The sequence below is a fragment of the Pseudomonas auratipiscis genome, from assembly GCF_036324085.1.
GTDB classification, from domain to species: Bacteria; Pseudomonadota; Gammaproteobacteria; order Pseudomonadales; family Pseudomonadaceae; genus Aquipseudomonas; species Aquipseudomonas auratipiscis.
Genome location: NZ_JAZDCU010000030.1, coordinates 25,509 through 47,314 on the forward strand (window position 1 = coordinate 25,509; position 21,806 = coordinate 47,314).

Sequence of the window (21,806 nt, forward strand, 5' to 3'; positions counted from 1 at the left end):
GCAAAATCGCCTCGTTATGAGGCCGGGAAATGTCTACCGGCTCTTTTGAGCGCTGAAAAGCCACTGCGAATTTTTCGCGTTACTACATCATTTACGAAGTTCTGAACGGCGCTTTGGTTTGATCCTGATGGGCTACTTTCTCGTCAGCTCTCTCGCTTGCCAAGGAGAGGCTGCAAAAAGGCGCCGCTATTGAGTTCATCCAGGCGCTGGGCCGTACTGGCTAAGTGAAATTATTTAACTTGAAGCTTTAAGTCGATAACCTAACTAGCTGATTTCACTTAAACCAGTGCGAGACCGCTGATGCTCAAGGCAATAGTTCTGCTTCTTGCTTTCGCGTTTGACTCAGCCTTTGCGCAGCAGTCTGTCCAGGATGCGGTCGGATCAAAAGTCATCGCTGTAGGCGAGGTTGAAGAGTACGCCTGTCCCGGGCTCGGAATTTATGATTGCTCGAATTGGCCAGCGAGCCTTTACCGATTCAAAGACCAGAACATCTGCTTCACACTCAACGAAGTTTGTGATTTTGAATGTACTGCCATGTTGGTTGAGAAGAACGCTGAGCAGTCAATTTTGTTGTTTGGCTCCCGGTATGGCGACAAGATTTTGAAAGCAGCAGGCCAGGTTATGGAATGCCCAGAAAGCTAGCTATGCCAATTTGCTGCAAAAGCATGACCCAAGCCCTTGCCGTCCCTCCGGTTTTGGAGGCGTGATGGATGTGCTTCACGGATGTGAGGTGGATAGGGAATTGCTATTGAGCCTCGTATAGCTTCATTATCGAGCTACCGGAGGCACGATGCCTCGAGTCGCGCCTAAAGGAGCAGGGTTATGTTCCCATTCGAAATCTGGATTGCTTATACAGCCGCCTGCTTGTTATTGGTGCTATCCCCAGGCCCGGATAATCTGTTGGCCATAGGTCGTGGACTCAGTCAGGGCCGCATGGCCGCGATGATCTCAGGTTTCGCTTCTGGTGCCGGGATCCTGTTCCACGTTACCGCCGCCTCGCTGGGCTTGACGCTACTCATGCAGAGTTCAGCGGTGGCATTCTGGTTCATCAAGCTCATGGGTGCGGGATACTTGCTTTGGCTCGGTATAAAGGTGTTGCGCTCGCGTAGTTTGATCAGTTTTCAGCCGACTGCACGACAATCGCTGCCCAGTATTTTCCTGACCGGCTTCCTCTCTGCTGCACTCAACCCCAAACCTGGGTTGTTCGTGTTGGCATTCATTCCGCAGTTCGTTGACCCACTACGTGGCTCGGTGACTATACAGATGCTGGGCTACGGCATATGGTTCGCTGTGCTTACGGCAGTGGGCTTTGCGCTGATGGGCATATTTGCCACCAAACTGTCCCAATGTCTTCGCACACGGCCGCGCCTGGTCAACGGCTTGAACGTCGGCGCCGGACTGACCTTTGTTGTCTCGGGCCTGTCGATTGCGACGCTTAGTCAAAAGTAGCGGTTTTACACGCTGCGTCCTGCACGCCCAAGCTGACGCTATCAAGCGGTAATGGTAAATTCGCTACGCTATAGGACTGTTCAGGAATGCGTTATGGAACCGCAAGTGGTTGAAAATAAACGAATCGGTGTGAATGAATTCACGGGCCTAATCGTAAGTGGCGTCACCTTTCTGGATTGCGATTTTTCCAGAACCGACCTCTCGGAAACACAGTTCTTGGATTGCAGCTTCTATGATCGAGATCGTCAGGTAGGATGCAACTTTCGCAGCGCCAAATTGAAAGGCGCCTCTTTCAAGCGCTGTGATATCTCGGTGTGCAATTTCAATTTTGCCAGCGCACTCGGGCTTGAGATAAGCGAATGCAAGGCTCAAGGCGCCGACTTCAGCAGCGCGAGCTTCATGAATGTAATCTCTAACAAGTCCTGGTTCTGCAGTGCCTATATCAACAAGAGCAATTTGGCCTATGCCAATTTTTCCAAGGTGAATCTTGAAAAATGCGAACTGTGGGACAACCGCTGGACCGGTGCCAATGTAATGGGCGCCAGCTTTGCCGGTTCGGACCTTTCCGGCGGTGAGTTCAGTTCGTTTGACTGGCGATCTGCAGACTTTACTGGCTGCGACCTGACCGACTCAGCGCTTGGCGACCTCGATATCAGAACGGTCAATTTGGATGGCGTGAAGGTCAGCCGTGATCAGATGAGCGAGCTCGCTGCTCGATTAGGGATCAACGTTCTGGGCTAGCTGCGTGTGAGCGCAGGTGAAACAGCGCAGGAGGTGCAAGACGCACCCCCCTTTTTGTCAGGCTCCAGCCAGCATGGCGCTACACAGCGACTCGATGTTTTCTACCAGTTCTTCATATTGCACGGGTTTGCCTAAGTGCCGATCGAAACCGGCATCCTTGGCCTTTTGCGCTTGCGCGGCGACACCGTAACCGGTGAGTGCTATTGCAGGTGTAAATTTATGCAGCTTGGTTTGCCGTAGTGATCGAATGAGCTCGTGACCATCCATGACCGGCATGCCAATGTCGGAAAGAATGATGTCGTAATGCTCTTGAGTGGCGTTTTCCAAAGCGAGTCGAGGGTCGGAAAACGAGTTGACCATCGCGTCTTCCATCTCCAGCAAAATGCGCATTACTTCGATGATTTCCAAGGAATCATCTACCAGTAAAACCTTGAGCCCCTTGAGACGACCTTTCTGCTCGCGCTTATGCTCATTCGGGTTCTCGTCAAAGGACTGCTCAGACAGCGGCAAAAGCACGGTGAATGTGCAGCCGTGGCCCAAACCCGCAGATTTGACGCTGACGGAACCATTATGAGTCTGGACAAGTTGGCGTACCAGTGACAAGCCTATACCCAAGCCATCGCGCTGGTGGTTGCTCGTTCTTGGTTTGGCTTGGCTGAACAGGTCGAAAACCTGTTCGATATCAGACGCCGCAATGCCGATGCCGTTGTCGATGATATCGAGTCGAGCCAGCTCCTCGGCCATGCTGAGGACAATCTGAATGCGAGCATTCCCCTGGGTGAATTTCAGTGCGTTATGCAACAGATTCCAGATTACCTGCTCAAGACGTGTAGGGTCACCGTCAACAGGTACCGAGACGCCCGGTGCGGGAACATCAAGAGTAATCTCGGCATTTGGATACTCTTCAGCGGCTACCGCATGGATGTCGCGCACGATGTTCGCTAAATCCAGCAAACGCGTCTTGAGCTTCAGTTTGCCGGTACGTATACGGGCGACGTCTAGAAGATCGTCAATAATGCGCGCCTGGCTAATGACGGCCTCACTGATCGTGGCAGCGGCTTTGCTTGCCTTCTCGGCACCTCGCACGGACGGTAGTCTTCTGAGTATCTCGGTATTTAGCTGAATCAAGTTCAAGGGGTGCTTGAGCTCATGCGACATGACGGCAAAGAACTCGTCCTTCATGTGGCTCGTCACTTGGTTCTCTGCCAGCTTTTTGCTCTGTTCTTCATGGAGGCGCTTGTGTCCGGTCAAATCACGGGCAATTTTCACATAACCCATGTCGGTTTCCGCGCGCAGCAGGGTTACTTCACCGCTGCAATAGAAGCGACTGCCGTCCTTGCGCACATGCCAGCGCTCGTCCTCACCGCGACCTTGCTCACGGGCTTGGCGCAATTCGTTCTCGGGTACGCCTGCTTTGCGATCTTCGGGGGAAAACAGCAGGTCGTAGTAGATACCCAATACCTCGGTGCTCTTGTAGCCGAAGATCAATTCCGCTCCCGTATTCCAATCTGTGATCAGGCCTTGCTCATCCAGAATGATGATTGCGAAATCGTGGGTGCTCTCCGCCACTAATCGCATCCGCTCTTGCCCCAGGCGCAAATCTTCTTCGGCTTCGCGGCGCTTGGTTATGTCGATGAAAGTCAACACGGTGCCGTCAATGTGGCTTTCGCTCGAACGGTAGGGTAGTAGCCGCGCGATGTACCAGCGCTGGTCGCTGCTGTTGACTTCCCGTTCCATCATGCTGAGGGATTCGAAAACCGAAGCAGCATCGTCAGCCAACTGTGGGTAATTCAAGCGGTGGGTGATATCCAGTAGTGAGCGACCTGTATCGACCGGCAACATGCTGAAAATTTCAGTGGCTCGCGGCGTGAACCAACGAATATGCATGTTGCGGTCAACAAACACCGTGGCGATATCGGTGGAAGCAATCAGGTTGGCCAGATAATCATTTATCTTATCTGTTTCTTCAACTTTGGTTTTTAGCTCGTAATTGACCGTCAGCAGCTCTTCATTGATTGATTGCAGTTCTTCCTTGCTGGTTTCGAGTTCCTCCGTGGCCGAGCGTAGTTCTTCGTTGATAGCGTGCATTTCCTCATTGGACGCCTTGAGCTCTTCACTGGAGGACTCCGAGTGTTCAATTGTCTCCTGCAAGTGCAACTTGGTACGTTGCAGTTCGCTCTCCAGGCTGGAAAGCACCTGGTTCTCTGTTTGCTGGCTCAATTTGCCATCATCCCGCTCGGTTCCCAATTGCGAGATACCGAAGACGATCAGTCGGACATCCTGCTCTGACGGTTCATCCTTGTAAGGCTGCACCATGATGTCGACACAGTAGTCCCCTTGCGGGTCTTCTATTCTGACTTTTCTCGACATCGTCCCTTTGCCGCTTTGCTGAGCCTGGAACAGTGTCGTTCTCAGCTCCAGGCGCAATTGCGGCATTACCAAGCCCAGGACATTTCGACTCATCTCACCGCCTATGTGGCGCAAGAAGCGCCCAGCCCCTTCGCTCATGTGCAGGATGTCCGCATTGGCATCGACAATCAGGCTCGGTGGTAATCGTTGTTCAAGTGCGCGCTGGTGAATGTCGGCGTAGGCGACTTTTCGTGTTACCTGCGCTACCGGGGGAGGAACGGACATGTTGAAGGTGCTGAAACCGCCACGCGGCATCGTTGGCGTCCGCCTGTTTGCAGAAACAGCTTTCGCTCGAAAAATCCGGTTTCGCTTATCCACGGGTGTAAACAAGTCGGGACAGGCATCTGCAGATTCAGATGTGCCGAGAAACAAGTAGCCCCCTGGACGAAGGGCAAAATGGAACATCTGCAGGATATCCCGCTGGATCTCCCGTTCCAGGTAAATCAGCAGATTGCGGCAGACGATCAGATCTATTTGAGAAAATGGTGGATCGGAAAGCAGGCTGTGATTGGCAAACAAGACCTTTTCGCGGATCTCTTTACGTACTTTGAAACGCTCGCCTTCTTTGAAAAAATATTGGCGCAGGCGTGTCGGCGGCACATCCGTGATGATGGCTTCGGGGTAATGGCCAGCGCGTCCGGTCGCGATCGCGCGCTCATCGATATCCGTGGCGAACACTTGAACCTTCACGGGGTGCGCTTCCAGCTTTTGATGCTCAGTGCACAAGATGGTCAAGCTATACGCTTCTTCACCGGTAGAGCAGCCCGCCGACCAGATCCGCACTTCGTCGCGTTTGGGCTTCTCCAGTTCGCCGCCCATCAATGATGTCAGTACGTGCCGCTCAAGTGCCTCGAATGCTTCGCGGTCACGGAAGAAATTGGTGACGCCAATGAGCATGTCGCCGAGCAAATTGCTGGCTTCTTCGGGGTTGCTCTCCAGGTAGCTTAAATAGGCGGGAAGGTCGGGCTGTGCCGTTACTTGCAGCCGACGTTCGATACGCCTGAGCACTGTGGCACGCTTGTAATGCTTGAAGTCATGGCCGGTGCGGTTTCGCAGTAGCAAGAGAATGTCTTGCAGCGTTTGCTCGGCCGCCGCGCGCTCTCGCTCGGGGGGATCCGCGGGCAGGCGCATATCATGCGGCGCTGGAAGCTTAATACTCTGCGAATTGCGCCACAGCTCAAGTATTTTTTGCGGGATCTCAGCGACAGGCAAAACCACATCGACCATGCGTGTAGCGATAGCCGCTTGCGGCATTCCATCGAATTCTGCATCCGAGGGTGTCTGAACTAGGGTGATGCCACCTTGCTCCTTGATTCGAGATAACCCGACGGCACCGTCGCTGCCAGAGCCTGATAGCACAATGCAGAACGCGTGCTCTTTGTGCACATCCGCCAAGTCTCGGAAGAACAGATCAATCGCCACATGATTGCCCACGGGCCGATTGGTGGGTATGACCCGTAAATAGCCGTCATTCATGGATAACTGGCTGGCAGGAGAAATCACGTAGACGTGGTTACGCTCGATTGGGCAGGGGTCATTCACCTGTCGCACCGGCATCGAGGTGCAGTCTTGCAGGATCTGGTCAGCAACACTTTCATGATCGGGTGAAAGGTGCAGGACGATGACGAATGCCATGCCACTGTCAGCGGGCATGTGTTCAAAAAACGTCTTGAGTGCGCCAAGGCCACCCGCAGACGCACCGATTCCGATAACCGGGAAGGCTAACTGGCTTGGCGTAACACCTTCCCGTTGAGGCAAGGACTGGGGACGCCCCGGAATCGATTTCATTGCAAAATCCCTGTTAATCAAAAGAACTGAAACGTTTTGCTAGGCAGGACCATTTTAAACGCCATCAGCCCGCCCAGGGTAAAGAATGTGAGTCATATTTCAGTGCAATGACAGCGATGCTGTAGGGACAACACTGAATGGCGAGTGGGGGACCGATGGACTGGAAAATCCCCTCCCTCTACGGAGCGCAAGAAAGCCTGGTCTGCCAGTACTCGTAGCTCTCGCCACTCAACAAAGCCGATAAGCCTAAGTCGGTCCATCTCGTCCGCTTGCCGGAGCAGATCGTCGTGATAGTTATTGGGGTAATCCCTTCGCAGCTTCCAGTCATCATAGCGTGCAAACCAGGCATCCAGCGCCGCGTACTTTTGCGCTTCCATGAGAGGAAATTTGATATAGGCATTCATGATCTTGCTCCACTGTGCCGCTTTAACTATTGAGCAAACTCGATAACGCTTGGTTCAACGCGTAACTGGGATGCATGAGAATCAGTACCAGGCGGTCTTCGCGATTGAACCTTCAGCGTTGAAATCAATCTCCCAAGGAAGACGGTGTTGAATTGTAAGTGAGTGGGATGACTGCCAAAATTCGGAAGCTCAAAGCCCGTGCAACCATCATCTGCCTTCGCAGCGGTAAGATTCTATTAGTGCGCAAGAAAGGTGGCCGATGGAATTTTCCCGGCGGAGCCATTGAGGCCGGAGAGTCGCCAGGTGAGGCTGCTTCACGAGAAATGTTCGAAGAAACCTGTATTGGTTGCGCGGGAATGGTTGAACTCTGCAGTCTGGAAGTCGGCAGGGTATTGCACTACATCTTCACCACCCAGGTGGCTGACGAGGACAAGGCAATTGCTGGTCACGAAATCGCTGCGTGTAAGTGGGTGCGACAAGAGCAGCTTCATCAGATTCTGCTCAAGCCTATGGCTACCGCTTTGATATCCCGAAGGCTGCCTGCGCTGTCGAGGTGATTTTTTATTTTACAACGCTGGTCAAGTTTAAGCTGAGTTACGCCCACTGTTAGTTATTCGTCTTGAAGTTTATGTATGGCGAGGTCAGTCAGGAATTTCCGGCTTGGTGCGCCATCACGCAACGATGCGCGACATTAACCATTGCGTCTTGCCCCACGCCTGAAATTGCTCAACAACCGTCCATCCGCGCTTTGCGTAGTAAGCGTGTTGATCGCTGGTGTGCAAATACAGTTTTTCAATTCCGCAGCGTTGGGCCTGGAAGTAGATCCCTTCGATAAGTTGTTCGGCGATTCCCACACCCCTTGCCGAAGGGGCAACGTACACACAGGCAAGCCAGGGACCAAGATCAGGTCGGTGGGACAAATCGTGCGCCGCGAGTGCAGCACCTCCCAGCAACTGATCATGATCAAGGGCAACCAGGCATTGCCATCGGCCATTGCTTTGACCTTCGGCGAATTCGTGCTGCCAGTCTGCTAGCGGCTGGTCTTTGAACTCGTATTCAAACTGCTGGTGAACCCATTGAGCGAATGTGTCGCAGTGGGGCATGTGATCTTTTAACCAGTCTATATGGCGCATCGAAAACCTCCTTGTAGAGCCTGCCATCAGATACGAACAGGGCAGCAGTAGCAAGTCCATTCGGTAAGTGTACGGAATGCCTGTGCGCGCTTTTTAGTGCCCAAAGATCATTCCTACTTGTTTAGCAGAAGCGTCTGATGGATGCCATTTCTACCGGGGTGTAACTTCCTACCCTTAGCTCGAACCGGTAGCACTTTACAAATATTGTAAGAATTCTGCAGTTCATTTTTCTGGGTGCATTTAACCCTGGAAGGCCTATTGATTTGCGATAACGAAATAATCTCAATGTCCTATTCAAGCAAGTTGTCTGCTCATTATCTTGAGCTCGCCAAGGCGCCTATCTGCAAACAAAGTTTTGCAGGTGAGGACGTCCGATTTTCGGACGCGTTCGAGGCGTTGGAAAGCGAGTTGAGTAAAACGCAATCCATGCATGAAGGTGGGCAGATAGATTGGGCCAACGTGCTGGAGGGCAGTGAGTTGCTGCTTCGCACGCAGTCCAAGGACCTGAGGGTTGCAGCCTGGTTGGCTTGGGCATTGTATCAGCGCGAATCCTTCCAAGGCCTGGTGGCGGGTGTTGGCCTGTTGCATTTTTTGTGTGCCAACCACTGGGAGCAACTTCATCCCGCCAAATTGCGTACTCGTTCGGCTGCAATTGGTTGGCTGGTACTGCGTCTGGAGCAGGTGCTAAGCCACGACAGCCCGATAAAAGAGCAATTGCCAACGTTCGAGCTGATGGTCGAGTACCTGCAAGGACTCGAGGTAATACTTGCCGAGCATCTGGCCGAAGAGGCGCCTTTGCTTTTGCCACTTTGTCGGCGCTTGAAAGATAGGGTCCAGCGCGCCGCAGGCTGCCAGGCGGAACCCGGCGTTGTCCAGTCGGTAGTGGTTCAGGTACAGCAGGTTGCAACCCAGTTGTTCAGCCATGGGTCGCCCATCGACAACGAGAAAGATGCCCAAAGGGGCCTTCGGGCATTGCAGGAAAGCGCTCGCACTCTGTGTACCTGGTGGCTCAAGCAAAAGGCCACCGATCCGCGAGCTTTGCGCTTGAGCCGGATCATGCTCTGGTTGCCCATCGATTCTGTTCCGGGCCGTGACGCCGAGCAAATCACCGCCTTACGCGGGCTACCTGCTGACAAACTCAAGGCCTACGCGGAGCGTTACGCAAATGGGCAGTATGCCGATCTGCTCGTTGATCTTGAAGCCAGTCTGGCCGGGGCGCCGTTCTGGTTCGACGGTCAACGCCTGGCCTGGGAGTGCCTGCAAGGCTTGAATGCCGAGCAGGCAATGCGTGAAGTGGAGTTTCACTTCGCCTTGTTGCTGCAACGTCTGCCCGGGCTGTTGGAACTGAGTTTTCACGATGGGGTGCCATTTGCTGACGCGGCAACTCGTCGTTGGATCAGCGCTCATGTCATGTCTCATCTGCAAATCCCCAGCAGGCCGCGCAAGGTTGAAGTTACCTCCAGCCTGCCCGCCTGGGAAAAAGCCTTCGAAGAGGTGATGCCCGTCCTGCAAAGAGACGGCTTGAAGGCTGCCGTGCAAATACTCAAGCACGGTCTGCAAGCTGCCCAGGGAGGGCGAGAGCGGTTCTTCTGGCAGCTCAGCATGGCCCGGCTGTGCTTTGTGGCGAAAAAGTACGAACTCGCCAAGACCCAGTTCGAAATCCTCGACCAGGAGCTTCATCGCTCGGGCTTGAACGCCTGGGAGCCCGAGCTTGCACTTGAAGTGCTGCACTTTCTACACAGCTGCTGTGAGTTGTTGCCGCAGAACCACGCGGTGCGAGATCGCAGGGAAGAAATTTATCGCAGGCTGTGCCACCTCGATCTCGAGGTCGTACTCGAATAGACCTCAGGGTCAACAACCACACGGAGAAAAGCCATGGCCAAAGAAGGCTCGGTAGCCCCAAAGGAACGCATCAACGTCACCTTCAAGCCCGCCACAGGTGGAGCACAGGAAGAAATAGAGCTGCCATTGAAGCTGCTGGCTATTGGTGACTACACCCAGCGTAAAGACGAACGCAAGGTGGAGGATCGTAAGCCGATCAGCATCGACAAAATAACTTTCGACGAGGTGCTGGCCAAGCAGGAGTTAAGCCTGACGCTAAGCGTGGCCAACCGTCTTCAGGCGCAAGGAAGCGCAGAAGAGCTGGCGATCGAGGTGCGGGTGAACTCAATGAAGGACTTCAACCCAGCCAGCCTGGTCGAGCAAGTACCTGAACTGAAAAAACTCATGGAGCTTCGTGATGCGCTGGTAGCGCTTAAAGGTCCATTGGGCAATGCCCCTGCATTTCGTAAAGCTATCGAAGCGGTGCTCGTCGACGACGAATCGCGCGGTCGCGTTCTTGGTGAGCTGGGTTTGAACGCCACAGCCCCGAAAGCTTAAGCCCCTATCCGCCAAGGAAGTTCTGACAATGAGCACCAGCGCAACACAGCAAAAAGGCAACGAGAATAGCGAGTACAGCATCCTCGACAGCATCATCGCCGAGACCCGCCTGACACCGGATGACGAGGCTTACGACATTGCCAAACGTGGCGTGTCAGCTTTTATCGAAGAGCTGCTCAAACCACACAATAGCGGCGAGCCGGTCAAGAAGGCGATGGTAGATCGGATGATCGCCGAGATCGATGCAAAGCTGAGCCTGCAGATGGACGAAATCCTCCATCATCAAGACTTCCAGGCGCTGGAGTCCGCGTGGCGTGGGTTGCAACTGTTGGTTGATCGCACCAACTTTCGTGAAAACATCAAGATCGAAATTCTCAACGTGTCCAAGCAGGACTTGCTGGATGACTTTGAAGACTCCCCGGAAGTCATGCAGGCCGGTCTGTACAAGCACGTTTATACAGCCGAGTACGGTCAGTTCGGTGGTCAGCCGGTTGGCGCGATCATATCCAACTACTTCATGTCGCCCAGCTCACCTGATGTGAAGCTGATGCTATATGTCTCAAGCGTCGCTTGCATGTCCCACGCCCCATTCATCGCTGCTGCGGGGCCGAAGTTCTTTGGCCTTGAAAGCTTTACCGGACTGCCGGACCTCAAGGATCTGAAAGATCACTTCGAAGGACCGCAGTTCGCAAAATGGCAAAGCTTTCGCCAATCCGAAGACTCACGCTACATCGGCTTGACCGTACCGCGATTCTTGCTACGCAATCCGTACGATCCCGAAGATAACCCGGTCAAATCCTTCGTCTACAAGGAAACCGTTGCCAACAGCCACGAGCATTACCTGTGGGGTAATACGGCCTATGCGTTTGGCAGCAAATTGACCGATAGCTTCTCCAAGTTCCGTTGGTGCCCGAACATCATCGGTCCGCAGAGCGGTGGTGCAGTTGAAGACTTGCCGTTGCACCATTTCGAGAGCATGGGTGAAATCGAAACCAAGATTCCTACGGAAGTCCTGGTGTCCGACCGTCGTGAATACGAACTGGCTGAGGAAGGTTTCATTTCCCTGACCATGCGCAAAGGCTCCGACAACGCAGCATTCTTCTCTGCCAGTTCGGTGCAGAAGCCCAAGTTTTTCGGAATCAGCGCTGAGGGCAAGACTGCAGAGTTGAATTACAAACTCGGCACGCAGTTGCCTTACATGATGATCGTCAATCGACTGGCCCACTACTTGAAGGTGCTCCAGCGCGAGCAGTTGGGTTCTTGGAAAGAACGCACCGACCTTGAGCTGGAACTCAACAAGTGGATCCGCCAGTACGTCGCTGACCAGGAAAACCCTAGCGCCGAAGTCCGTGGTCGTCGCCCGCTGCGCGCGGCCGAAATTATTGTCAGCGATGTTGAAGGTGAGCCAGGTTGGTATCGCGTCAGTTTGAACGTGCGCCCGCACTTCAAATACATGGGGGCCGATTTCACCCTGTCGCTGGTTGGCAAGCTGGACAAAGAGTAAGCGGGGTTAGTGCATGTCTGGATACGGCAGCCTTTTCGAACGCCTGTGTGGCGAAGCGCAAAAGCGAGTTGGTTGGAGTTGCGAGGAGTCCGCGACGGCTTCGGTGGCTGCCCATCTTTCCAAGATGCTCGGCACTCGAGCGGGCAGTGTGCAAACGCTTTCCGATTACGGGCTGCCCGATCTCAATGACATGCGTTTGAGCCTGCATGATGCCCTGAGCCAGGCTCGATCCGCGATCGAACATTTCATCGAAGCTTATGAGCCACGACTGAGCAATGTACGAGTTATGCCGTTGCCACGTGATCACGATCAGCTTCGACTGTTCTTCAGTATCGAGGGTTTGCTGGAAGTCGATGGCTTCAAGCGCCTGGTCAACTTCACCGCACGACTCGATGGTGGCGGGCAAGTCAGGGTCAGCTGAGTCGACTTAGTCAGATCCGCAAGGCTGTTGCCAATGGCTAGCAGCCGTCTTGAACACGAACCGCAGGGAGCCCCGGTGTCCTTCAATCACTACTATCAAAGCGAGCTCACCGCGTTACGCCAGTTAGGTCGGCGTTTTGCCGAGCGCAGCCCGGCACTGGCACCCTTTCTCGGCCAGGCTGGACGAGACCCGGATGTGGAGCGCTTGCTCGAAGGCTTCGCTTTTCTCACGGGTCGTCTTCGCCAGAAGCTCGATGATGAACTCCCGGAATTGAGCCATTCGTTGATGCATTTGCTGTGGCCAAACTACATGCGGCCGTTGCCAGCGTTCAGCATTTTGCAGTTCGACCCACTCAAACAATGCGGGCCGGCTCAACGTGTCGAGCGTGATACGCCGGTCGAAAGTGAACCTATCGATGGGGTGCATTGCCGGTTTCGCACCTGTTACCCCACCGAGGTTCTGCCCCTGGATCTAACTGCGCTGAATTACTCGGTAAATGGCAATGGTGCGCTGCTCAGCCTGCGCCTGGAAATGAGTTGCGAAGGCCATCTTGGTGAGTTGTACCTGAGCCGTCTGCGCCTGCATCTGGCGGGTGATCGTTACATCAGCCAGACACTCTACTTGAGCCTGCTGCGCAACCTTGAAAGTATCGAGTTGGTGCTGCTCGATAGCGATGGCAAGCCATTTACGGGCGAGGGTGGCAAGAACCTGTCATTTACGTTGCGCAGTCAATGTGTGCAACCGGTGGGTTTTGCCGAAGAGGAGGCGTTGATTCCGTACCCACTCAACACGTTCCGTGGCTACCGCTTTCTACAGGAGTATTTCGCCTTCCAGGACAAATTCCTGTTCGTCGACCTGACGGGCCTGGATGCACTCAATGCGTTGCCACAGGACACACTCAAGCAGCTTCAGGGCCTGGAGATACGCTTCGACATTTGCAAGGACGGCATACAGCGTCTGCGGCCTACGTTGGACAACGTGAAACTGTTCTGCACCCCGATCGTCAACCTGTTCAAACAAGATGCGCTGCCGATCCGTCTCGATGGCAAGCAAGACGAGTACCTGCTGCTGCCCGCTGGATACGACCTGGAAAGTTGCGGTGTATTTTCGGTGGAGACCGTAACCGGCTGGATGCCTGGTGGAGAGGGTTATCAGGCTTATGTGCCGTTTGAGTCATTCGAACATGATCCAAGCTTCGACGTACCGCACAGTCGTCCGCACTACAGCGTCCGCCAGCGACCTTCCATGCTGCACGACGGCCTGGACACCTACCTGAGCTTCGGTGTTCGCAATACCGTCATCCATGAAACGCTGTCGATGGAGCTGATCTGCACTAACCAGAATCTGCCGCGGCGCCTCAAGTTGGGTGACATCAGACTGGCGTGTGAACAAACACCTGAGTTCCTCAGCTTTCGCAACATCACGCCAGTCACCTCAAGCTACGCGCCGCCTTTGAATCGCGATTTCTTGTGGAAGCTCATCAGCAACATGTCGCTCAACTATCTGTCGCTGGCAAACGTCGATGCCCTCAAGGTAATTCTCGAAACCTACGACTTGCCACGCTACTACGACCAACACCTGGAAAAAGTCAGCAGGCGACTGCTGGAGGGGCTCAAGTCGATCCGCCATGAGCATGTCGACAGGCTACACAAAGGTTTGCCTGTGCGTGGTTTGCGCACCGAACTGACGATCGACCCGAAGGGCTATGTCTGCGAAGGCGACATGTTCGTCTTCGCCTCGGTCCTCAATGAGTTCTTTGCACTCTACGCCAGCCTCAACTCCTATCACGAGTTGCGGGTGAAAAGCACACAGGGAGAGGTGTACCAATGGACGCCACGTATGGGGCTTCAGCCCCTGCTTTGAGCGGGCTGACCCGGATAATCCGCGAGTACTCACTGTTCCAGGCCGTATTGTTGGTACTGGACCGGCTGCGCGAGGCCCACCCGCAATTGAGCGCTGAAGATCTCTACGATCAGTTGGAGTTTCAAGCCAATCCGAGCCTGGGATTCCCGGGCAGTGATGTCGATCGAGTGGAGTTCTTCGAAGAGAACGGGCAGATGCGAGCACGTCTGCGCTTCAACTTGATCGGCCTGTTCGGTTCCGGCTCGCCGTTGCCAACGTTTTACGGTGAACAGGCCCTGGGTGATAGCGAAGACGGCAACCCGACGCGTACTTTTCTCGATCTGTTTCATCACCGACTGCAGCGGTTGATGCTGCCAATCTGGAGCAAGTACCGCTACAGCACTCGTTTCGTCAGCGGCGCGCTTGACCCGTTCTCAGCGCAGTTGTTTGCCCTGATCGGATTGGGCGGTGAAGAAATCCGCAAGGCCGAAGAGCTGAACTGGAAGCGCCTGCTGCCCTACCTGGGCTTGCTTAGCCTACGTGCCCACTCCGCGGCGTTGATCGAGGCCGTGCTGCGTTATTACTTCAAGCATGCCGACCTTGTGATCGAGCAGTGTATCGAGCGCCGGGTAGCCATCCTTCAAGAGCAACGCAACCGCATGGGCCGCGCCAACAGCTTTCTGGATGAAGACCTGGTCCTGGGTGAGCAGGTGCGCGATCGCAGCGGCAAGTTCCGCATCCATATCCGTCAGCTTGACTGGCAGCGCTTCCATGAATTCCTGCCCATCGGTTTTGGTTACCAGCCCCTGTGCGCGTTGGTCAGGTTCACCCTGCGCGACCCCATGGATTACGACATTCGCCTGGTTCTGCGCCAGGAAGAGATTCGCGAGCTGCGAATTGGCGAGCACAACGCCTGTCGCCTCGGCTGGACCAGTTGGCTTGGCCGCGAACGTGCGGACGGTGTGGTCACCCTGGGCAGCAAAACTCATTAAGGACAGATGTCATGATTAACGTAGACCTGCAGCAACTCATTCAAGCGCTGGACGCCGACACGCGCAGAGACCTGGAAGGTTGCGCCGAACGTTGTGTCGCCCGTGGTGGTAGCAAGATCCTTGTCGAAGACTTGTTGCTAGGATTGCTGGAGCGCCCACAGGGCATTCTTGCACGGGCACTGCAGGACGCAGAGGTTGACGTCGGGGAGCTCGGCGCAGTGCTGCAGTCGCGGACCGAACACAGTGCCTCGCGTAACCCGGTTTTCGCTCCGGAACTGGTTCAATGGCTACAGGATGCGCTGTTGGTAGCCAATCTCGAATTGGGTCAGAGTCAGGTCGAGCAGGCAGCGCTGATTCTTGCGTTGCTGCGCAACCCCATGCGCTACGCCGGCAGCCGCTACCAGCCGTTACTGGCCAAGCTCAAAATCGAGCGCCTGAAGGACTATGCCCTGTCGCAGAAAGAACAGCCTGGTTGTGACATGTCAGCTGTACCTGGCGATTCGCTGTTGCAGCGTTTCACTCATAACCTGACCCAACAGGCTCGTGACGGCACGCTCGATCCGGTGCTGTGCCGTGATGATGCCATTCGCCAAATGGTCGATATCCTTGCTCGACGCCGCAAGAACAACCCCATCGTGGTGGGCGAAGCGGGTGTCGGCAAGACCGCTGTCGTCGAAGGCCTGGCTTCACGCATTGCTGCAGGTGAAGTACCGCAGGTGCTCAAGGGCGTGGAATTGCTGGCGCTGGACATGGGCCTGCTACAGGCTGGTGCCAGCGTGAAGGGTGAGTTCGAGCGCCGGCTCAAGGGCGTAATCGACGAGGTCAAGGCCTCGCCGAAGTCGATCATTCTGTTCATCGATGAGGCGCACACACTGATCGGCGCCGGCGGCAACGCCGGTGGCTCTGATGCTGCCAATTTGCTCAAGCCCGCGCTGGCGCGTGGTGAGCTGCGCACCATCGCCGCTACAACCTGGGCCGAGTACAAGAAGTACTTCGAGAAAGACCCTGCCTTGGCCCGACGCTTTCAACCCGTGCAGTTGCATGAGCCGACTGTCGGCGAGGCGGTAACCATCCTACGTGGCCTGGCGCAGATCTACGAGAAAAGCCACGGTATTTACTTGCGTGACGATGCAGTGGTGGCCGCCGCCGAGCTTTCGGCGCGCTACCTTGCCGGCCGGCAATTGCCGGACAAAGCGGTGGATGTACTCGACACCGCCTGCGCGCGGGTGCGCATCAGCTTGGCGGCAGCGCCGCAGAGCCTGGAACTTCTGCGTACAGAACTCGCCGAAGGTGGCCGTCAACTCCAGGCCCTGTGCCGCGACGCCGACGCCGGGCTCGTCATTGACCAAGAGATGCTGAGCGCGCTGCAAGCCCGGCTGCTTGAAGCTGAAGTCGAGCAACACGCCGTGGAACGCTTGTGGCAAGAGCAGCGAGTATTGGCTGAGCGCCTGCTCGATTTGCGCCGGCGCCTGGCCAACGCTCGAGAGCGGGCAGCGATCGAACCGATTGGCGACGCCGTGGACACAGAGGCGGGAGACGCGCAAGGGATTGAAGCGCTGACTACCGCGCTCAACCAAACCTATCACGCCTTGAACGATGCCCAGTCGCAAGCGTGTCTGGTCAGCTTTGAGGTGTGTCCACGTCTGGTGGCTGAAGTGGTCAGCGCCTGGACCGGTGTACCGTTGTCGCAACTGGCCCGTGAGCACAGCGCCAAGGCCGCGAATTTCGGCGCTGACCTGCGAGAGCGTATTCGCGGGCAGGAGCAGGCGGTACATGCCTTGGATCGCGCGATGCGAGCTACCGCTGCCGGGCTCAACCAGGTGGACGCCCCGGTGGGGGTGTTCCTTTTGGTGGGGCCGAGCGGGGTTGGCAAAACCGAAACCGCCCTGGCCCTCGCCGATCTGCTGTACGGCGGTGATCGTTTCATCACCACCATCAACATGTCGGAGTTCCAGGAGAAGCATACGGTGTCGCGCCTGATCGGCGCGCCACCTGGCTACATCGGCTACGGTGAAGGCGGCATGCTTACCGAGGCGGTACGCCAGAAACCCTATTCTGTGGTGTTACTCGACGAGGTCGAGAAAGCCGACCCGGACGTGCTCAACCTGTTTTACCAGATCTTTGACAAGGGCGTCGCCAACGACGGAGAAGGGCGCGAGATCAATTTTCGCAATACCCTGATCCTGATGACCTCGAACCTGGCCAGCGAGCGTATCGATGCGTTGTGCGAGCATGGCGCTCGGCCAAGCGCCGAAGCCTTGGAGGAGGCCATTCGCCCGATCCTTAGTAAGCACTTCAAGCCCGCACTGTTGGCCCGGATGCGGGTGGTACCGTACTACCCGGTGCAGGGTCCGGTCTTGCGTGAGCTAATCGAGATCAAGTTGGCGCGCCTGGGCCAGCGCTTGCAGCATCGCCAGTTGGCGTTCAGCTATTGCCAAGGCCTGGTTGACCACTTGGCGGAGCGCTGCACCCAGAGCGACAGCGGCGCACGCCTGATTGATCACCTGCTGGAACTGCACGTCCTACCTCTGGTGGCCGACCGACTGCTGGACGCCATGGCCAGTGGTGAATGTCTTCAGCGAGTGCATGCCACGCTCGATAGCAGCGCCAGTGTGAGCTGCGAGTTTGCCTGAGGTGGGTGCTATGTTCACGCGTATCGCTCAGCCGCTGGTCTATGCCGAGGCGCTGTTGGCGCAATTTGCCAGCCTTTCGCGAACGACAGGCGACAGTGCTCTGCTGCGTGAGTTCGTGTACGGAGCAGCTGGGCTGAGCGACTGCGAACTGATTCAACTGTATGTGCTGGACGCCACACATACGCGACTGCATCTGAGCGCTGAATGCCTCGACGCCATACCTTCGCCTCCAGATACAGCGAGCTTGCCGGCGGATTACAACGGTGAGCAACTGTTGCAGTTCGCACTGTGTCAAAACCGCGTGGTGAGCGTGGTGGGTTTAAGCGACAGCGTGCATGAAACCAGCTTTCTTCCCGCCAAGGGTAAACCCTGGCAGTCATTCTTGTGTGTGCCGCTGCTCAACACGAAGAAGACCGTTGGCGGCTTGCTTTTATGTGCCAGCCGACAACTTGTCGACCTGAGAGGATTCGCCGACTCCCTGGGACAATTGGGAGCGTTCGTGCTGGCACAGTCGGCACTGCTGCAGAGTCTGAGACTGCCGGCTGGTCACGCTACACCTGCAGCCGACACCCGAGTTTGCACCGGTGGATATGGGTTGATTGGCAACAGCACTGCGATGCGCGAGACCTGCCAACTGATCAGCAAGGTGTTGCACAGCCCCTACACGGTGTTACTGCAGGGTGAGACGGGTACAGGCAAGGAAGTAGTGGCGCGCGCGATCCATGATTATGGTCCACGCCATACCAAGGCCTTTGTCGTGCAGAACTGTGCGGCCTTTCCAGAACATCTTCTGGAGAGTGAATTGTTCGGTTATCGAAAAGGCGCGTTTACCGGTGCTGACCGTGACCGTCAGGGCCTGTTCGACACGGCCAATCATGGCACCCTGGTGCTGGATGAAGTGGGTGATATGCCGCTGCCGCTGCAGGCCAAGCTCTTGCGCGTATTGCAGGAGGGCGAGATCCGCCCGTTGGGCTCCAATGACACCCATAAGATCGACGTGAGAATCATCGCCGCCACCCACCGCGACCTGGCGGTATTGGTCAGCGAGGGCAAGTTCCGCGAAGACCTGTATTACCGCCTGGGGCAGTTTCCGATTGAGTTGCCGGCCTTGCGCGAGCGCGAAGGTGACGTTCTTGCGCTGGCCCGGCACTTCTCCGATAAGGCCTGCACCTTCCTGCAACGTGAGCAGGTGAGTTGGTCGCAGGGTGCCCTCGATCACCTGTGCGGTTACCACTTCCCGGGCAACGTTCGTGAGCTTAAAGGCCTGGTGGAGCGGGCAGTTTTGCTCTGCGATGGCGGGGAGCTGCTGGCCGAACACTTTTCCTTGGGGGCGCAGCCGCCAGCGCAAAAACAGGGCCTCAGTTTGCGCGACCGCCTGGAAAAGGTCGAGCGCCATTTGCTGCTCGATTGCCTGCGCAGGAACGACGGCAATCAGAGCCAGGCGGCCCGTGAGTTAGGTTTGCCCCGACGCACGCTGTTGTACCGCCTTGGCCGACTCAACATCAATCTTGGCGACTGCGATGACTAGCGTGCAACGACTTCCTCAATCATCACCGTTCCTTTTGCGCAGGAATGGCGGCAATCGCCGTCGTGCTGCGTCTGTCCTCTCTCTGGAGACTTTCTGATGCCTGTTCGTCACTGGCCAGCCGTCCTGCTGGCGTTGTTTTTTCTCAGCAGCCTTGGCGGTTGTAGCGGCAGTTACAAATTCAACGACAACACCTATCGCCCATTGGGTGATCCGCAAGCGGTCAATCGCGGCAAGTGACGGTAAGGAGCACCACTATGGATCTGGTTTTCGAAATGCTCAAAGGCAAGCAGGGCAAACCCTCGGTGTTGAGCAGCAAAACCTTCAAACATACAGGAGGCGTGATCGGGCGCAACGAGGACTGTGACTGGGTCATCGCTGACAAGGATCGTCACGTGTCAAATCATCATGCCACTGTCAGCTACCGCTACGGTTCGTTCTTTCTCACCGATATCAGTCGCAATGGCACCTTGTCCGGCGAAAACGGTGCGCGGCTACGCAGGGGCGAGCCGCAGCGAATCGAGCACGGCAGCGTCTTTGTTCTCGGTGACGTCGAGATTCGCGCGCGGCTGGTGCGGGATCCGGCCACCTTTGCCACTGAAATTGGCCGACCTCAGGCAGCAGGCAGCGTTATTCCTGATGATGAATTCCTCGACCCGCTCAATGCCCTCGACCATCAGGAGCGGGCGTATGCGCAAATCAACGATCTGCAAGCCCTGGACATACCCATTCAGACGCCACCACAGCGGGCGGACTCTGCGCTTATCGAGATGGAAAACCTGCAGATTCCGCAACTCATAGCGCAGCCTGAAGTGCCCGCCACCGTTGAACCGATTCCGCTGGAGCGCCCGCGAGAATGCTTCTGGGGGCATCTCGGTACTGCGCTGGGTGTGGACCTCGAAGGTCTCGATGATGACAGCCGCGAAGCCTTGGCAATCAATGCAGCGCACTTGCTCAAGCAGAGCATCGGTGGTCTACAGCAGAGTCTGCGCACCCGTAGCGAGCTGAAGAACGAACTGCGCCTGGCGTTGACCACAGCGCAGGGCAGCAGCACCAACCCGCTCAAGTCCGCCGCGGATTCCGGTGAAGTGCTGGGCATTCTGCTCATGGGCAACAACCCCGGGCAATTGTCGGGCGAGCAAGCAATTTTTCAAGCTCACCGTGAACTGCAGGCGCACCAGGTGGCGCTGCTGACAGCCAGCCGCGCGGCACTTCTGGGTAGCCTCGAGCACTTCTCGCCGCTACAGCTGAAGCTGCGCTTCGAACGCGGCAACAAACCGTTACTGGTCACTGCTGGTAGCCACTGGCGGGCATACAACCGTTATCACCAGGACCTGTGTCAGGACGAAGACTGGAGCGAGCGTCTGCTCGCTCGGGATTTCGCCAAGGCCTATGAGGAACAGATCCGCCTGATTTCCACCCTTCACGCAGGACACCAAGGATGATGCGCATGTCTCGCTGCTCGACTCTGTTACTGAAAGCGCTGGCGGTGCTGGCAACCTTGCTGGCCCTGGCGGGCTGCTCGATGCTGTCACCGTATTCGACCCTGACCAAGCTGAACTTGAGGCTGACTGCAAGCGATCAGCTCAATCCGGATCTTAACGGCCGCCCCTCACCGATCGTGATACGCCTGATCGAACTCAAACACCCGGTAGCATTCGAGAACGCTGATTTCTTCAGCCTTTATGAGCGCGCCAAGGAGTCCCTGGCGCCGGACCTGGTGGCCAGCGAAGAGCTTGAGCTGCGTCCAGGAGAAACTGTTGAACTCAAACTCAGCGTCGACGAGGGCAGCCGCTACGTTGGCGTGCTGGCGGCTTATCGTGATCTCTCCGAAACGCAATGGCGTTATGTGGTTCCGCTAAACCCGGTGGCGCTGACTTATGCCGATCTGTTCCTCAATCAGCGCGGTATCGGCAGTCACAGTGCGCCACTTGCCAAGGCGGATAAGTAATCATGAACTTGCATAAAGTCATTTGGCAGGAAGGCATGCTGCTGCGACCGCAGCACTTGCAGCATAGCGATCGTTATTACGACTATCAGATGAAGGCCCGCACTCGACTGCTGGGTAGCTTCACCTGGGGTTTCCTTGGCTTGGAAATCGACCTGCATTTTCTCGACATGGGCAAGCTGGTCATCAGTCAGGCTGCCGGCATCCTGCCTGATGGCAGCTTGTTCGAACTCGATGGCAACACCAATGCGCTGGCCCTCGATGTGCCGCCCAACACAGGTAGGACCTCGGTATACCTGGCGTTGCCGTTAGTCACCGGAAACCACATCGAGTCCCGTCGTGCTGAACAATCCGACGTGTTGGCGCGTTATACCGCCTACGAAGTGCAAATAGCCGACTCCAACGCCGGTGACGCCTCTAGCAGCCAGATCTGCTGTGGCCGACCAGATTTTCGCCTGTTGCTGGGCGAACAGCAGAGCGACCAGGCCTATGTAAAGCTCAAGCTCTGCGAAATTCTCGACACCACCCCCGATGGGGTCATCAGCCTCGACCCCGACTTTGTACCAACCTTCATCCACATCCATGCCTCTGGCTATCTGCTTTCGTGCTTGAAAGAAGTGATCAGCATGCTTAGCCAC

At 56.0% G+C, this 21,806-nt stretch carries 19 protein-coding genes; 16 read left to right on the forward strand and 3 right to left on the reverse strand.

Annotated elements, in window-relative coordinates; all coding sequences use genetic code 11:
- The first annotated feature begins 300 nt into the window (after positions 1-300).
- From V0R60_RS25895 to V0R60_RS25905, 3 genes are all read left to right on the forward strand, one after another.
- Positions 301-642 carry a hypothetical protein gene (locus V0R60_RS25895; protein WP_330080260.1) on the forward strand — a complete coding sequence of 114 codons (342 nt, stop codon included), beginning with the start codon at positions 301-303 and terminating at the stop codon, positions 640-642.
- A 180-nt stretch (positions 643-822) separates the two neighbouring features.
- Positions 823-1,449, forward strand: a complete 627-nt coding sequence (locus V0R60_RS25900; protein ID WP_330080259.1) for a LysE family translocator — start codon at positions 823-825, stop codon at positions 1,447-1,449.
- 93 nt (positions 1,450-1,542) lie between these two features.
- On the forward strand, positions 1,543-2,190 hold the full coding sequence (locus tag V0R60_RS25905; RefSeq protein WP_330080258.1) for a Qnr family pentapeptide repeat protein: 648 nt from the start codon (positions 1,543-1,545) through the stop codon (positions 2,188-2,190).
- A 57-nt stretch (positions 2,191-2,247) separates the two neighbouring features.
- On the opposite strand, the gene V0R60_RS25910 is transcribed toward V0R60_RS25905, so the two are convergent.
- Both V0R60_RS25910 and V0R60_RS25915 read right to left on the reverse strand, forming a co-directional pair.
- Positions 2,248-6,387 carry a CheR family methyltransferase gene (locus V0R60_RS25910; RefSeq protein ID WP_330080257.1) on the reverse strand — a complete coding sequence of 1,380 codons (4,140 nt, stop codon included), beginning with the start codon at positions 6,385-6,387 and terminating at the stop codon, positions 2,248-2,250.
- A 92-nt stretch (positions 6,388-6,479) separates the two neighbouring features.
- Positions 6,480-6,791: a hypothetical protein gene (locus tag V0R60_RS25915; RefSeq protein WP_330080256.1), complete on the reverse strand. Its 312-nt coding sequence runs from the start codon at positions 6,789-6,791 to the stop codon at positions 6,480-6,482.
- Positions 6,792-6,958: 167 nt separating this feature from the next.
- Between V0R60_RS25915 and V0R60_RS25920 the strand changes: the two genes are divergently transcribed.
- Positions 6,959-7,348 carry an NUDIX domain-containing protein gene (locus V0R60_RS25920; RefSeq protein WP_330080255.1) on the forward strand — a complete coding sequence of 130 codons (390 nt, stop codon included), beginning with the start codon at positions 6,959-6,961 and terminating at the stop codon, positions 7,346-7,348.
- A gap of 114 nt (positions 7,349-7,462) precedes the next feature.
- Here V0R60_RS25920 and V0R60_RS25925 read toward each other — a convergent pair whose 3' ends face one another.
- On the reverse strand, positions 7,463-7,924 hold the full coding sequence (locus V0R60_RS25925; protein WP_330080254.1) for a GNAT family N-acetyltransferase: 462 nt from the start codon (positions 7,922-7,924) through the stop codon (positions 7,463-7,465).
- A 285-nt stretch (positions 7,925-8,209) separates the two neighbouring features.
- On the opposite strand from V0R60_RS25925, the gene tssA reads away from it, so the two are divergent.
- From tssA to tssK, 12 genes are all read left to right on the forward strand, one after another.
- The gene (tssA, locus tag V0R60_RS25930) at positions 8,210-9,766 is read left to right on the forward strand and encodes a type VI secretion system protein TssA (RefSeq protein WP_330080253.1); all 1,557 of its coding nucleotides are present in this window, start codon (positions 8,210-8,212) and stop codon (positions 9,764-9,766) included.
- Positions 9,767-9,799: 33 nt separating this feature from the next.
- Positions 9,800-10,303: a type VI secretion system contractile sheath small subunit gene (tssB, locus tag V0R60_RS25935; protein WP_136475550.1), complete on the forward strand. Its 504-nt coding sequence runs from the start codon at positions 9,800-9,802 to the stop codon at positions 10,301-10,303.
- Positions 10,304-10,331: 28 nt separating this feature from the next.
- Complete coding sequence (gene tssC, locus V0R60_RS25940) at positions 10,332-11,807, forward strand: type VI secretion system contractile sheath large subunit (RefSeq protein WP_330080252.1); 1,476 nt, start codon at positions 10,332-10,334, stop codon at positions 11,805-11,807.
- Positions 11,808-11,820: 13 nt separating this feature from the next.
- A complete protein-coding gene (gene tssE / locus V0R60_RS25945) occupies positions 11,821-12,228 on the forward strand; it encodes a type VI secretion system baseplate subunit TssE (RefSeq protein WP_136475552.1) in 408 nt (135 codons plus the stop codon).
- Between the two features lie 75 nt (positions 12,229-12,303).
- On the forward strand, positions 12,304-14,091 hold the full coding sequence (tssF, locus tag V0R60_RS25950) for a type VI secretion system baseplate subunit TssF (protein WP_136478907.1): 1,788 nt from the start codon (positions 12,304-12,306) through the stop codon (positions 14,089-14,091).
- Positions 14,055-15,062, forward strand: a complete 1,008-nt coding sequence (tssG, locus tag V0R60_RS25955; RefSeq protein ID WP_136475553.1) for a type VI secretion system baseplate subunit TssG — start codon at positions 14,055-14,057, stop codon at positions 15,060-15,062. The genes tssF and tssG overlap by 37 nt, the downstream gene beginning before the upstream one ends.
- A gap of 11 nt (positions 15,063-15,073) precedes the next feature.
- Complete coding sequence (tssH, locus tag V0R60_RS25960; protein ID WP_330080251.1) at positions 15,074-17,695, forward strand: type VI secretion system ATPase TssH; 2,622 nt, start codon at positions 15,074-15,076, stop codon at positions 17,693-17,695.
- 10 nt (positions 17,696-17,705) lie between these two features.
- On the forward strand, positions 17,706-19,223 hold the full coding sequence (locus V0R60_RS25965) for a sigma-54 interaction domain-containing protein (protein ID WP_330080250.1): 1,518 nt from the start codon (positions 17,706-17,708) through the stop codon (positions 19,221-19,223).
- Between the two features lie 96 nt (positions 19,224-19,319).
- Positions 19,320-19,460: a type VI secretion protein gene (locus V0R60_RS25970; protein WP_136475556.1), complete on the forward strand. Its 141-nt coding sequence runs from the start codon at positions 19,320-19,322 to the stop codon at positions 19,458-19,460.
- A 17-nt stretch (positions 19,461-19,477) separates the two neighbouring features.
- On the forward strand, positions 19,478-20,665 hold the full coding sequence (gene tagH / locus V0R60_RS25975) for a type VI secretion system-associated FHA domain protein TagH (protein WP_330080249.1): 1,188 nt from the start codon (positions 19,478-19,480) through the stop codon (positions 20,663-20,665).
- 5 nt (positions 20,666-20,670) lie between these two features.
- Positions 20,671-21,171, forward strand: a complete 501-nt coding sequence (tssJ, locus tag V0R60_RS25980) for a type VI secretion system lipoprotein TssJ (protein WP_136475558.1) — start codon at positions 20,671-20,673, stop codon at positions 21,169-21,171.
- Positions 21,172-21,173: 2 nt separating this feature from the next.
- The coding region (tssK, locus tag V0R60_RS25985; RefSeq protein WP_330143365.1) for a type VI secretion system baseplate subunit TssK at positions 21,174-21,806 on the forward strand (633 nt) is incomplete at its 3' end.